General features: G+C 37.5%; 11 protein-coding genes and 1 tRNA gene. 6 read left to right on the top strand and 6 right to left on the bottom strand.

Annotation, left to right across the window (positions count from 1 at the left end):
* Positions 1 to 401: 401 nt before the first annotated feature.
* From DSM02_RS19115 to DSM02_RS19125, 3 genes are all read right to left on the bottom strand, one after another.
* Complete coding sequence (locus DSM02_RS19115) at positions 402 to 1,247, bottom strand: EcsC family protein (protein WP_128767091.1); 846 nt, start codon at positions 1,245 to 1,247, stop codon at positions 402 to 404.
* A 31-nt stretch (positions 1,248 to 1,278) separates the two neighbouring features.
* Positions 1,279 to 2,769: a malate dehydrogenase (quinone) gene (gene mqo / locus DSM02_RS19120; RefSeq protein WP_128767092.1), complete on the bottom strand. Its 1,491-nt coding sequence runs from the start codon at positions 2,767 to 2,769 to the stop codon at positions 1,279 to 1,281.
* Between the two features lie 119 nt (positions 2,770 to 2,888).
* Positions 2,889 to 2,961 (bottom strand) — tRNA-Phe (locus tag DSM02_RS19125).
* Between the two features lie 145 nt (positions 2,962 to 3,106).
* Here DSM02_RS19125 and DSM02_RS19130 point away from each other — a divergent pair.
* From DSM02_RS19130 to DSM02_RS19160, 6 genes are all read left to right on the top strand, one after another.
* Positions 3,107 to 3,838: a type III pantothenate kinase gene (locus DSM02_RS19130; protein ID WP_128767093.1), complete on the top strand. Its 732-nt coding sequence runs from the start codon at positions 3,107 to 3,109 to the stop codon at positions 3,836 to 3,838.
* Positions 3,838 to 5,094 carry a hypothetical protein gene (locus DSM02_RS19135; protein ID WP_128767094.1) on the top strand — a complete coding sequence of 419 codons (1,257 nt, stop codon included), beginning with the start codon at positions 3,838 to 3,840 and terminating at the stop codon, positions 5,092 to 5,094. The genes DSM02_RS19130 and DSM02_RS19135 overlap by 1 nt, the downstream gene beginning before the upstream one ends.
* Before the next feature lie 30 nt (positions 5,095 to 5,124).
* On the top strand, positions 5,125 to 6,501 hold the full coding sequence (locus DSM02_RS19140; protein ID WP_240674112.1) for a tetratricopeptide repeat protein: 1,377 nt from the start codon (positions 5,125 to 5,127) through the stop codon (positions 6,499 to 6,501).
* Positions 6,502 to 7,092, top strand: coding sequence for an LPS export ABC transporter periplasmic protein LptC (lptC, locus tag DSM02_RS19145; protein WP_164918345.1), 591 nt, complete (start codon positions 6,502 to 6,504; stop codon positions 7,090 to 7,092).
* 196 nt (positions 7,093 to 7,288) lie between these two features.
* A complete protein-coding gene (locus DSM02_RS19155; protein ID WP_128767096.1) occupies positions 7,289 to 8,575 on the top strand; it encodes a hemolysin family protein in 1,287 nt (428 codons plus the stop codon).
* Between the two features lie 97 nt (positions 8,576 to 8,672).
* The gene (locus tag DSM02_RS19160; protein ID WP_128767097.1) at positions 8,673 to 10,796 is read left to right on the top strand and encodes a peptidylprolyl isomerase; all 2,124 of its coding nucleotides are present in this window, start codon (positions 8,673 to 8,675) and stop codon (positions 10,794 to 10,796) included.
* 68 nt (positions 10,797 to 10,864) lie between these two features.
* Here DSM02_RS19160 and DSM02_RS19165 read toward each other — a convergent pair whose 3' ends face one another.
* The 3 genes from DSM02_RS19165 to DSM02_RS19175 are packed head-to-tail and all read right to left on the bottom strand — an operon-like array spanning position 10,865 to position 14,194.
* Positions 10,865 to 11,785 (bottom strand): GYDIA family GHMP kinase, encoded by a 921-nt coding sequence (locus tag DSM02_RS19165; protein WP_128767098.1) that lies wholly within the window; start codon positions 11,783 to 11,785, stop codon positions 10,865 to 10,867.
* Position 11,786: 1 nt separating this feature from the next.
* Positions 11,787 to 12,875, bottom strand: a complete 1,089-nt coding sequence (locus tag DSM02_RS19170) for a serine hydrolase domain-containing protein (RefSeq protein WP_128767099.1) — start codon at positions 12,873 to 12,875, stop codon at positions 11,787 to 11,789.
* Positions 12,872 to 14,194 carry a hydroxymethylglutaryl-CoA reductase, degradative gene (locus DSM02_RS19175; protein ID WP_128767100.1) on the bottom strand — a complete coding sequence of 441 codons (1,323 nt, stop codon included), beginning with the start codon at positions 14,192 to 14,194 and terminating at the stop codon, positions 12,872 to 12,874. Before DSM02_RS19175 ends, DSM02_RS19170 begins: the two co-directional genes overlap by 4 nt.
* Between the last annotated feature and the right edge of the window lie 38 nt (positions 14,195 to 14,232).

A 14,232-nucleotide genomic window follows, 5' to 3' on the forward strand; every position in this document is an offset into this window, starting at 1 on the left:
ATCATTTAGTTGATGCGGACTTTTTTTATGCCTCAAAATGAGATAGTAGCCTGGAGATCGTAGAAGTGAGAACTAGGCTTGAATCTGAAACCCTCCACTTAAAATAAGCCCGCGTGAGGAATAATAGTAGCGGAAATCCTTGTTAAGCTGTAGCGCGGATTAAAGGGAGTACTCAATCCATTTAAAAGCAAACGGCCAGTGGCCGATTAGAACCTTTTTTAGGGGTATAACTACCCTCTAAAGTTGATTCATTTTAACAATAGCAGAGCTCTCTGCCTTCTGGATTATAGATTTCGGTGTCTTGGATCTTTTGATTTATATAGAAAGAAAGGTTGAGCTATAAAGAGGTTTTTTAGAAGAGAAGAAGTTCAATATCTCGAATTAAGATTTGGAAAAAAATTTTAAGCTGAATTTGAATCTAATCTAAGAAGGTTGTAGTTTTCTTTAATTAATTCTTTAGAATATTTACGCTCCAGTCTGCGTAAAGTAAAATGAGCTGTAGCCATTTTCTGAAAGTGTGAAATAAAAAGCACATTTATAGAAGCTCCTGCAGCAGCACCAATTACAGGGATTGCCTGCGCTGCAAATTTTTCACCCACTTGCACACTAAAACGTGCTGCAACTTGATTGATGAGTTTAGCAATAGGTGCTGCTGTTTGCGAGGTAATGGTCTCTATTATTTTCTTGGTTCCGTTTTCTGCGATATAAGAACTCGCTTGATTCATCGTAGTGTGTAAAGCTGCTCGAGTTGCATAGTAACTAGTGTCTAATTCATCATCATCTTCAGAAGTTCCGCCAAGAGCAAAAACTTGTAAGCAGGCAAGTTGCGTTTCGATCTCAAGAATATCTTCACCCTGACTGCGAGCGATATCCATAATAGAGCGCATCATAAATTTTGTAGATATGAGTAAATCTGCACTAAATCCAGCAACACCAAAAAAACCGCCTGTAGCTCCAGAGAGACCAGTCACAAGTTTGTAGGTCAGGTTTGATGATGTGCGATTTTGCTTGTTTTTATCAAGGGTTTTTAAGTTGGCCTTCACCGCTAATTGTAAGGCTTTTTGAATGAGATTACTTATTTTGCTTTGAATTTTTTCAGGCAATAACTCGAGCCCGGAATCTATGGGAGTACCTATAGTATTTAAAGCCCGCATCAAAAATGAAATCTCGTCAAGATCTTTTCTTGATTTTCTGATGAGAGCCAAATCTTCAAGAAAAATTTTTTCTGTTTGTGTTAGTTGCGTCATGGTATCTTCGTTATTCGCTAGTGCGAAAGTATTATAACTGCAAGGCAGCTTCAACTTTTTGCAGATTTTCTTTAAACGTTTTGTCTGTAGGTTCAGTTTGCCAGAAGGGAACCATTTTAAGAAGTTTCTCTTGAGCTTCAGGAGTTTTTAGAATTTCCGGAAATGCTTTTTCAAGAACATCAAGCATTATGTTAACGGCTGTAGATGCTCCAGGAGAAGCGCCCAGCAGGCAGGTAATGCTTCCGTCTTTACTGCTGATTACCTCAGTGCCAAATTCTAATTTTCCGCCTTCAAATTCATCTTTCTTAATGATTTGTACTCGTTGACCGGCAACTTTTAGCTCCCAGTCTTTGCTTTTAGCGTCTTTTATAAATTTTCGAAGATCGTTCATTCGATCTTCAAACGACATCGCAACCTGTTTTACGAGATATTCAGTGAGTGGTAAATTGTGCCAAAAAGCCCCTAGCATTGCCGGAATGTTATCAAATTTTATTGATTTAAATAAATCAAGATTAGAGCCTTCTTTTAAAAATTTTGGACTGAAACCAGCAAAAGGTCCAAATAGTAATTCGCGTTTACCATTAATAAACCGAGTGTCTAAGTGTGGAACAGACATCGGAGGATCTCCCAACCCCGCTTTACTGTATACTTTTGCGTGGTGCTGGTCGATGATTTGCGGGTTTTTACAAATAAGCCATTCACCGCTTACCGGGAAACCGCCATAACCTTCTTTTTCGTCAATTTCTACTTTTTGCAGAAGTAACAGGCTACCACCGCCTGCACCAATAAATACGTGATGCGCATCCAGATGCCGTACCTGATCTGTTTTTGTGTTTTTAACTTTTACAGACCATTCACTAGGTCGGTCAGGATCTACATCATCAACTTCTTCATTGCATTGTACCTTGGTGTCGTATTTTTCTTCGAGAATTTTAAACAATTTGCGAGTGAGTTCGCCGTAATTGACTTCACAACCGCGATCGATGCGGGACGCAGCCATGACTTCTTCAGGCTGCCGGTCTTGCGTCATTAATGGAAACCATTCTTTCATTTTTTGCTGCTCATCTGTAAACTCGATGGTGTCAAACATAAAATGCATTTTCATAGCTTCATAACGCTTTTTTAGATACGCCACATTTTTTGCCCCCGTTACCCAGCTGTGATGGGGTACATTTGAAATGAAAGATTTGGGGTCTGCTATTAGGTTTTTTGAAACCAAATAAGACCAAAATTGTTTAGAAATTTCAAATTGATTACAGATAGAAATTGCTTTACTAATGTCAACTGAACTGTCTTCTTTTTGCGGCGTATAATTAAGTTCACATAGTGCCGAGTGGCCGGTACCTGCGTTGTTCCAGGCAGCAGAACTTTCTAAAGCGACATTGTCAAGGCGCTCTAGAATGAGAATTTTTGAATCAGGTATTAGAATTTTGGTTAGGAGTGCCAATGTAGCGCTCATAATTCCTGCGCCCACGCAGATAAGATCGTAATCCTTATTTACGTTTAATTGATCTGAATTCATAAATTTTTATTTTCATTAAAATTAGAAAACAGTAAACGAAAATTGATGCAAGGCTTTGTTAATAGTTGGAGAGAGTAAAAAACAAAAAACCCCGAAACGTGAGTTTCAGGGTTTTGTTGTGGTACCTCCAGGAATCGAACCAGGGACACACGGATTTTCAGTCCGTTGCTCTACCAACTGAGCTAAGGTACCTCGCTAAAGCGGCTGCAAATATAAAACCAATTTTTAGATTGCACAACCCTATAAAGTAAAATTTTTTAATGTTTTCTTTAAGGTTTTTCTAAATGTATGATTGCGAGGCTTTGAGTATTTGTATTTTTGCAGAAATTTTTTAGCAATGGTCAATCTTACAGTTGATTTAGGAAATACGCGGATAAAATATGGCATTTTTGAAGATTCGGTCTTAAAAATGTTTTGGGCAGGTGGTCTTAAAGAGGCAACAGCAAAGCTTTTAGAATTGGAGCATGCATTTGAGATAGCTGTAGTTGCTATTTGTGCAACGGGCAATTCTCAAGATTTTGTCACGTTTGTAAAAAATAGAGGTCTTTCAGTTGAAGTTTTATCAGCACAAACCGCTTTGCCGTTTCAAAATGGCTACGAAACGCCTCAAACATTAGGGGTAGATCGTATTGCTCTGGTTGCTGGTGCACAAAAAAAGTATCCAGACAGTAATGTTCTTGTAATAGATGCAGGAACTTGTGTGACTTATGATTTTAAAGATTCTAAAAATGTATATAGAGGAGGGGCGATTTCTCCTGGTTTACAAATGCGCTTTAAAGCGATGCACGAGTTTACTGCTGCTTTGCCTTATATAGAGGTGGATGATGAGGCGGTAGAGGTTATTGGCGTAAATACAAAAACTGCTTTGCAGTCTGGCGCAGTGAATGGTTTAGTTGCAGAAATAGATGGGCTAATTGATTGGTATAAGAAGAATTATAGTGAATTAACGATTATTTTAACAGGAGGGGACGGGCAATTTTTGTCTAGTAGGCTAAAAAATGGCATCTTTGCGAATTCAAATTTTCTCCTGGAAGGACTGAATTATATAACAGAATTTAATAGAAATTAATGGTAAAAAGAATTTTAGTAGTTGTTTTAATCTGTATTACAGCTTCTGCATTTGCTCAGGAAGGAAATTCATCACCTTATTCATTTTATGGCTTGGGGCTTTCAAATTTTAAAGGCTCTATCGAAAATCAAGCTATGGGAGGGATTAGTATTCTGGGTGACAGTATTCATACAAATTTTAGAAATCCTGCCGGTTACGGGGCCTTAAAGCTTACCAACTTTACGATTGCAGGAAGTCACCGTGAGATTAATCTGGAAACCAATACGGAGTCTGGCTCTAATACTTCTACGACTATAGACTACCTCTCACTTGCTTTTCCGGTTTCAAGAAAGATTGGAGTTGGTTTTGGTTTAGTGCCGGAAACTTCAGTAGATTATGAGATTATAGATGGTAATGATACTAGTTTATCACACTATAAAGGAAAAGGTGGTGTAAACAGAGCTTTTCTTGCAGCAGGGATTGAGTTATTTAAAGGCTTTAGAGTAGGCGCAGAAGGAAGTTACAATTTTGGAAATATCCGCAATGAAATTATACAGGCAGATGTAGATCAGCAATACAGTGTACGTGAGATAGATCGTTCTGATATAGCAGGATTCACCTATAATCTTGGAGCTCAGTTTGAGACAACTTATGCAAAGCGATATAAACTCTATACTTCTGCGACGTTTCAGCCTGAAACCAGTTTAACTTTAGAAAATGATCGTTCGTTACAATCTGTGACTTATTCAGGTTTGGATCAAGCTGTAGTAAGTGTTATAGATTCTCGCGATTTTAATTTAGCTGATACAAAATCTATAGTTCCAAATACTTACTCATTCGGTTTAGGTACCGGGCAGGATAATAAGTGGTTTGCTGGTGGTCAGGTTGAGTATTCAGAGACCAGTAAAGCATCCAACAGATCTTTTGATTTTGAAAACACTTCGTATGAAGATTCATTTAAATATAGATTAGGAGGTTATTTTGTTCCTGATTACAATTCGATAACAAGCTATTGGGGTAGAGTGACTTACAGGTTGGGTGCGCGTTATGAGGAGTCTGGTTTATTAATAGAAAATCAGTCTATTGACGAGTTTGGCATATCTTTTGGACTTGGTTTGCCGCTGGGGAGAGGTTTCAGTAATGCTAACTTGACTTTTGAATATGGGCAGCGTGGTACAACGACTGCTGGTTTAGTAAAGGAAGATTTTTTCAAAGTTGGTCTTAGTTTATCTTTAAATCCACTTAGACCGTGGTTTGTCCCTAACAAATACAACTAAAATTCTTATTATTGCTTTTAAAACCTTACAATGATGAAAACTAAATTGAAATTACTTTTTATAGCCCTTGTGGGAGCTGTAGGTTTGGTTAGCGCACAAGCTACCGAAGAATGCATCACCACAATGTCTATTTTTTCAGAACACGCTAAAGTAAAAAATTACGATGCGGCTTATGAGCCATTTATGAAGCTTCGTAAAGATTGCCCAACAACTTCTTACGCATTATATCAATATGGAGAGCGTATTCTGCACCATAAAATCGAAAAAGCTACAGGTGCTGAGCAAAAAGCATTTTTAGATGATTTGAAAAAATTATACGAAGAAAAGAAAACCCATTTTGCGAGTAAAGCAAAAGAAGGTGATGATATCGCTGATGTTGCTTTAACAATGTATGAGAACAAAATAGGTACAGCTCAAGAGCAGTACGAAATGTTTAATAAGGCGTGGGAGACAGATAGTGAAACATTCAAAAATCCTAAAGGCCTATATGTGTTCTTTAATTTAGCTGTTGCTTTGCAAGAGGCAGGCAAGATAGAATTACAAGATGTTTTTGATCTTTATGATGGAATTCAAGGGCAGATCACTACAATTCAAAATGAATATGCAAAAAATCTAGAGGTAATTCTTGAAAAGAATGAAGCGGGTACTGCATTGTCAGCAAAAGAAAAGCAAATTGAGAAGTATGCAGAGTCTAACCTGTCTAACTATTCTAAAGTGTCTTCTGGTGTTAACGGTATGCTAGGTAAACTTGCAGATTGTGATCGCTTGATTCCTTTTTATGAAGCAGATTATGAAGCTAAGAAAAATGATGTTGACTGGGTGAGAGGTGCAGCAGGACGTTTAGTGTCAAAAGAATGTACAGATAGTGAATTGTTTGTAACTCTTGTTGAACAATTGAATACACTAGAACCATCAGCTAAAACTTCTTTTTACTTAGGTCGTCTTGCTGAGCAACGTGGTGAAGATGCTAAAGCTATTCAGTATTATGAAGAATCTGCTGAACGTCAAACAGATCCGCAAGAAAAGGCTAAAGTTTACTACCGCTTAGGTGAAAACTTTAGAAGTAAAGCAAGTTATAGTAGAGCGCGCTTATATTATAACAAAGCAGTTGCTGCACAACCGTCTATGGGTATTGTCTATCTAAGGATAGCAGCTATGTATGTTGCAAGTGCAAATAATTGTGGAAATACACGATTTGAAAAACTGGCTGTGTATTGGTTAGCTGCAGATACTGCTGCGAAAGCAGGTCGTATAGATCCTTCTTTGGCTGATACAGCTAATAAAACAGCAGCATCTTACAGAGCAAATGCCCCAACTCGTGAAATGATTTTCTCAGAAGGTAATGCCGGTCAACGTATTACTTTTAGTTGCTGGATTGGCGGTAGTGTAACCGTACCTAGTTTGTAAGTGAGTAAAAACGCTAAACATATTATATTAAACTTAGTCACAGCAGTAGCTGTGACTTTGTTTTTTAGTTGTGGAGATAATTCCGGAGCAATTCAGAAATTCAATCAGCGTAACGACGGGCCTTCTGCTGAAGGAGAGGGTGTAGTTTTAAAATATACTGACTCCGGTAAGGTTGTAGCGACTTTAAGAACGCCGCTGATTATGGAGTACGGTCTGGCAGATTTTCCATACGAGGAGTTTCCTGATGGGGTGGAAGTCACGTTTATAGATGATGATGAAAAAGAAAACTACATCACTTCTGATTATGCGATTAGATACAAGCGTACAAATCTTATAGATTTACGTCAGAATGTGGTTTTGATTACGAGTGATTCTACACGCTTAGATGCTTCTCAGCTTTTTTGGGATCAGAAAAATAAATGGGTGTTTACAGATAAACCTTATACTTTAAAATTTCCTGATGATTCCTTTAATAACGGAGACCTGTTTGATAGCAGTGAAGACTTCAAAAATTTTATATCTTTAGATAACCAAAGTCGTATGTATGTTAAAGAAAGTGCTACTGCGACACCTAATGACAGTGTTCAATAATGTCAAAATATTTTAAATACTTCGAGTACGCCTACCTGATTTTTGCAGTATTATTTCTCTATGAATCCTTTAGGATTTGGAATGTAGAACGCAACAAAGCTTATGTTTTTTTGTTTTTTGTTGTGGTAGCAATAGGAATGTATTTCTTTAAACGAAGGTTTAGGAAAAAATACGAGCAACGTAATAAGTAGATTCTATGGAGAGTGATATTCTCATTATTATTGCCTCTTTGATTCTATCTGCTTTTTTTTCGGGGATGGAGATTGCTTATGTATCTTCTAATAAGATTCATATTGAAATCGAAAAAAAACAAAACGATCTTATCGCTAAAGTGCTTACGCGCTTAACCGAAAAACCTTCCAAATTTATTGCTACTATGCTGGTGGGTAACAACCTGGCATTGGTTATTTATGCCTACTATATGGGTGCACTACTGCAAACATGGATAGAGGGCGCAGATTTTGGATATGTTTGGTTAACTAATTTTTTTGTGGAATTTAGTTTGATTACTCAAACCTTGATTTCAACGCTGGTGGTTTTAATCACTGCGGAATTTCTACCCAAGGTATTCTTTCAGATTTATGCCAATTCCCTACTGAAAATTTTTGCTGTCCCGGCTTACTTATTTTATATAGCGTTCAGTTTTTTATCTTCATTTATCATTTGGGTTTCAGATAAATTATTGAAGAAATTTTTTAAAACTGATGGAGATGAAGTGCAGCTTGCCTTTACCAAAGTAGAGCTGGGTAATTACATCACAGAACAGATAGAATCTGTAGAAACGAATGAAGAACTCGATTCAGAAATTCAGATTTTTCAAAATGCACTGGAGTTTTCCGAAGTGAAATCAAGAGAAGTGATGATTCCGCGTACCGAAATGGTTGCTGTGGAAAAAGAAGAGTCTCTTGCTGAGTTGAATTCAATGTTTACAGAAACCGGACTTTCTAAAATATTGATATTTCAGAAGTCTATAGATGACATCATTGGTTATGTGCATTCTTTTGAGTTGTTTAAAAAACCAAAGAGCATAGCTGACGTTTTGATGCCGGTAATTTTTGTTCCGGAAACGATGTTGGTAAAAGATGTGTTGAATATTCTCATTAAAAAACGCAAAAGTATTGCGGTTGTAATTGATGAATATGGGGGTACTAGCGGGATGATGACAGTAGAAGATATCGTAGAAGAACTCTTTGGGGAAATTGAAGATGAGCACGATAGTGTTGTGCTTATTGAGGAAGAACTTTCAGAAGGAGTTTACAAATTTTCTGCTCGTCTGGAAGTTGATTATATTAATGAAACATATAAATTAGAATTACCCGAAGATGAAAACTATGAAACTCTGGGTGGGTTGATTGTTAATCATACAGAAGGCATACCAGAAGAGAATGATATTGTAGATATTGAAGGGTATCAATTTTATATAATTCAAACTTCAAATACAAAAATTGAGCTCGTTCAAGTGCGTATTGTAGAAAACGATTAACAACGAGTTGAATAACTACTTTTATTTTGACGATTTTACATTTTATTTTTTCATTTAAAATGGTATTTTCGCCCACTATTTGACAAACACATAAAAAATGGCAGTTTTAAACAAAATTAGACAGCGCTCTGTATTCTTGATCGCGATTATTGCACTAGCATTATTTGCTTTTGTATTGGCTGATGTATTAAAAAACGGAGGTTTTTCTACACAAAAGTCACAGCGTGTGCTGGGTACAGTGAATGATGAGGATATCGAGCAGCAAGAGTTTGCAAAACTTGTAGAGACACAAACTGCGCGTTACGGTAATAATATTACAAATACGCAGGCAGTAAATGCAGCTTGGGAGCAAGAAGTGCGTCGTATTATACTTGACGACCAATATGAAGAATTAGGGATCAGCATTGAGCAAGATCGTATAAACGATCTTTTAAAAGAGGCTTTGCAGAGCGACCCTAACTTTCAGAATGCTAATGGTGTTTTTAGCGAGCAGAAACTTAAAGAATATATAGCGACTTTAAAGTCAACTAATCCTACTATGTATCAGCAGTGGGTTGCTTATGAGCAGCAATTGGCTAATAATGAGCAACAGCAAATCTATTTTGATTTGGTTAAAGCAGGTTTAAATACAAGCTTTAAAGAAGGTCAGATGGCTTATGAAATGGAGAATAACCTGCGTGACTTAGAGTACATTCAGGTACCTTATACTTCAATTAAAGATGAGGATGTTACTGTTTCTAAAGATGAAATTTCAGCTTACATTAAAGAGCACGCTAATGAATTTCAAACCGATGCTGCACGTAACATTCGTTATGTGAAGTTTTCTGAAGATCCTACTTTAGGTGATGAGGATGCGGTTAAAGCTGAAATGGCTGAACTTTTAAAGAGCAGAGTAGAGTATACGGCTGCAACTAAGACTAACGATACAGTTGCTGGTCTGTCAAACACTACAAATCCTGAAGAGTTTGTGAATGAGTACTCAGATCTACGCTATGTAGATACCTATTTATTCAAAAATGAACTGCCAAAAGATGCTGCAGATGAGCTTTGGTCTTTAGACGAAGGATCAGTTTATGGCCCGTATAAAGACAATGGTTTTTATAAAATATCTAAAGTGGTTTCGGTTACTCAAATTCCAGATTCAGTGCAGTCTTCTCATATTTTGTTGACTTACCAAGGTTTACAAAATGCAGGTGCGCAAACACGTACTAAAGCCCAAGCTAAAAAATTAGCAGACAGTTTAGAGGGGGTAATCAAATCTAGCCCGTCAAAAATGGCTGAGCTTGCAAAAGAATTTTCAGCAGATGGAAGTAAAGAAAAAGGCGGTGACTTAGGATATACTACAAAAGGAAGATTTGTTAAGCCATTTAATGATTTTGTATTTGACGGTAGTACTGGAGATGTAGGTGTTGTGGAGTCTCAGTTTGGATACCATGTGATTCGTATAGACGATCAGAAAAACAAACAACGTGCGATCAAATTAGCAACAGTAGCTAAAGAAATTGAGCCTTCTCAGGAAACTATCAACGAAGTTTTCAATACAACGACTAAGTTTCAAATGGCAGTTTCTGAAAATAAAAATGAGTTTGATGAAATTGCTAAAAAAGACAATTACACCGTACGTCCTGTAAACAGCATTAAAGCCTTAGATGAAACATTACCTGGGCAAGGAAGTCAGCGTGACATCATCAGATGGGCATTTGACGAAGAGCGAAGCACAGGAGATGTAGAGCGTTTTAATGTAGATGGCGGTTATTTAGTGGTGCAACTTACTAAGAAAACTGAAAAAGGATTGTTACCTGTAGATGAGGCTTCTCCTCGAGTAACTCCAATTTTACGTAATCAGAAAAAAGCAGAACAGATTAAAAAGAATATCAGCGGAAAAGATTTAAGTGCTATTGCGAGTGCAAATAATGTAAGCGTTCAGACTTCTCCGGGAGTTAACTTAAAGAATCCTACTTTGGCTGGTTCTGGTACAGAGCCTAAAGTTGTAGGTGTTGCATTTGGTTTAGAAAAAGATGAAGTGTCTGCTCCTATTGAAGGGAATCGTGGTGTTTATGTTGTTAAAGTAACGGAGATTACACCCGCTAAAGAGTTAGATAATTATGCAAGTTTTGCAGTTCAAAAAGTAAATGCAGATCGCGCAACAGTTAATATGCGCGTGGTGCAAGCGTTAAAAGATGCAGCAACAATAGAAGATAAGCGTTCTAATTTCTATTAATAAAAAATTAGCTTAAACAAAAAAGGGCCGCTGTTAAGCGGCTCTTTTTTGTTTAATAGTCTTTGAGCTTAACCTTTATAGATCATCTCTTCAAAAGAAAGAATAGTATCATAACCTTTATTTTTGAAGTATTCTTGATTTGCTGTGTTTCCAGTTACCAGAATAAAATCACCACCCCAGGCACCTAAGCTTTTTATAGCACCGGGGTAATCTGTAAAAAGACGTTGTTTAACAGTAGGTTGTTTAATTACCGAAGAAATAACGCGTTCGTGAGCTTGAATAAGCGCTTTAAAGCTGAAAAGATCATCGCAGGTTAAAAGTGTTTGTGTAATACCCGAAACCTTCTTAATCGCTTCCTCAAGAGCCTCAGGTGACTGTTTGCGGTAGTTAGCAATCGCATCCCTGCTGTTTTGTTTTTTATTCAAGTATACAAAAAATAACTCATCGCTAAAGGAGGGGTAAAAAGTGGTCTGTAGTGTTTTGGGAAGGTTTAAATTCCGTTGATAGAGAATGGGAGCATCATTGCCTGCACAGGCGATGTCGTAACCACTACCGCCAAAGGTTGCTTCTAGTAATTCATACGGATTGACTTCTGCCCACTGGGCTAGCATGTAAATAAGCGTTGACGAAGAACCCAGGCCCCATTTCTGATGAAATTCCAATCGGGTTGTGACTGCTATATTTGGTCGGTTTGCTAAAAATTTTGGATTCAGTTTTTGTGCAGCAATCAGTATTTGAATCAGGCGTTTTTCCGGATTTTCAGATTTAGAATTTGATGCAGTTTCAAATTGCTCATAATTTAATTGAAATGAGAACCACTCTTCTCCAGATTCTTTGATTCCGGTCCATTTAATTCCAGACGTTTCAGATTCAACTACGGTCAAATGCTGTCCTTTTTGAGTAGGGATTGCTAATGCAAGTGCACCATCAAGAACCAAATATTCTCCGGTAATTAATAGTTTACCGTGACCATAAAATGAGTGTGACATGCTATTTTTTTGCTTTTTTAGGATTATCGCTAACCCATTTTTGAATGTCGTAGATAGCGCTTACTGCTTCCTCAGTAGCAGTGTTTGCCATGACAATAACGGCGATCTCTTTTTCAGGAAACAGAACGGTGTGACAATAATACGTGCCGGCACTGCCATCATGGTAACTCATCTTTTGATTTTCTTGTTCTATATTTCCCCAGCCATAAGCATAATTGGGTTTTCCAAAGTGTAGTTTTTTGTAGTTGTCACCTTCTAAATAATTAGCTACACCTGTTAAGCCTTGAAGATTGAGCTGAATAAATTTGCTGTAATCTTCAATATTCATGCTGATGTCTCCTGCACTTACCATAAAGCTGTTTAGTTTATAGTTGTGATCTGGGGCTAAAGAAATCAGCGAGCCATTTTGCTCCTGATGTCCCCAGGGATACGTGTCATTTTCTTTATTCGGGAAACCGATGAAATAGCTCAGGTCTAAATCGTTCATCAGCTCGTCTAATAATTTATTAAAGCTTTTTCCTGAAGCTTTCTCTAGCATTAATGCAGCTAAAACATAGCCTGCATTAGAATAAGTTCCTGTTTTTGCCGTGTTTTCAGAAAGTACAGTTTTAGCAAACACATATCTTTTTTCACTGGTGTTACCCGTAAGGTTATTGAATTTCGCCAGTTCTGTTCCTTTAGTATAAGCTGGGATCTGGGCATTGTGAGATAGTAGATCACCTAGCGTTATAGCCTTGTAAGATTTCTGACTCGTAGTTTCTAATTCGGGGAATAATTCAAAAAAAGAGGTGTCAAAGTTAATCACATCCTGTTCACTAAGGTGCATTGCGATAAAAGCAGTTATTGCCTTAGAGTTAGAACCTAAATGGAATTTTGAATCCAGAGGTATGCGTTCTTTTTTGGTAAGTCTGGCTTTGCCGTTTACATAAGAAAAAATAGAGTCAGGAGTAACTAAACTAACCGCAATTGCCGGAATTTGATGTTCTTGTTGCTGCTGTTTGATATAGTCTTTTAATACGCCTGATACCTCTTGAGCACTTATGGAACAATAAATAAGACAACTAAAAAGTAAGCTTAGAACTGTTCTCATACGGTTTCAGATTTACGAATGCTGCTTATCAAACTATTCACGGCACTGTGGCTCACTTTATGGGTCTTAAAATATAGCATAGCAGCCTCTTTTTCTTCTGGCGTAGCTTGCAATTGATTGAGCATATTCATCAGGTGCATTTTCATATGACCTTTTTGAATACCAGTAGTAGTTAGAGATTTTACTGCACCAAAATTTTGTGCCAGACCGGCCACTGCTATGATTTCCATAAGTTGTGGTGCGCTGGGATTGCCCAGCATTTCAAGATTCAGTTTGACTAGTGGATGTAATTTTGTTAGTCCGCCTACAGTTCCTAATGCGAGAGGTATTTCAATCCAGAATTTAAAAATGCCATTTTCTACAGTTGCATGCGTTAAGCTAGAGTAGCTTCCATTTTTTGAGGCATAGGCGTGAGCGCCAGCTTCAATTGCTCTAAAGTCGTTCCCGGTTGCGAGAACCACAGCATCAATACCATTCATAATACCTTTGTTGTGTGTGACTGCGCGATAAGGTTCAACTTCAGCAATATTAACCGCCTGTATAAACTTAGCAGCAAAAACTTCCGGGTCTATGCCGTTTGCTTCAGAGAGTTCAGATACCGGGCAACTCACTTCTGCTTTTGCAATACAGCCTGGAACATAGTTAGAAAGGATGCTCATAATGATATTCAAATCAGCTTTATTGTTGCTGTGAGCTTCTCTGTACTCCCGCAGCCAACTTTCAGCCAGTTGTTCTAAGCATGAATTGATAAAATTTGCACCCATCGCATCACGTGTTTCAAAGGTGACGTGTAGTTGGTAATAATTATCTAGAGCTTTAGTTTTGTTGACTAAAGTTAAACTGGTGATACCACCGCCACGCTTTTCCATAGATGCGGTATGGGGCTTTAGATCTTCAAGTAAAATAGCTTTTTTAGCTTCAAAAAGTTGTTTTAGGAGTTCTGCGTTTCCGCTATAGGTAAAATGAACCTGACCTATTTTTTCTGTACCTAAGATTTCAGCTTTAAACCCACCGCGAGACATCCAGAACTTTGCAGCTTTACTTGCTGCTGCGACCACAGAGCTTTCTTCAATCGCCATAGGTATGGCAAAACTTTTGTTGTTGATTAAAAAGTTAGGGGCTATTCCCAGAGGTAAATAGTAGTTAGAAATGGTGTTTTCAATAAACTCATCGTGTAACTGTTGTAACGTACTGTCATCATTCCAGTATTGTTTAAGAATGTGAGTAGCTTCTGGATTTTCGGGCAGAAAAGTTGCTGTTAGCCAGACTATTTTTTCTTTTTTAGTAAGTCGTGAAAAACCTTGTATGGTATTAGACATAGACATAAACGTATTGATAACACAAGAGTATATCGCTA

Origin of the sequence: Leeuwenhoekiella polynyae (genome assembly GCF_004104075.1) — a bacterium.
GTDB lineage: Bacteria > Bacteroidota > Bacteroidia > Flavobacteriales > Flavobacteriaceae > Leeuwenhoekiella > Leeuwenhoekiella polynyae.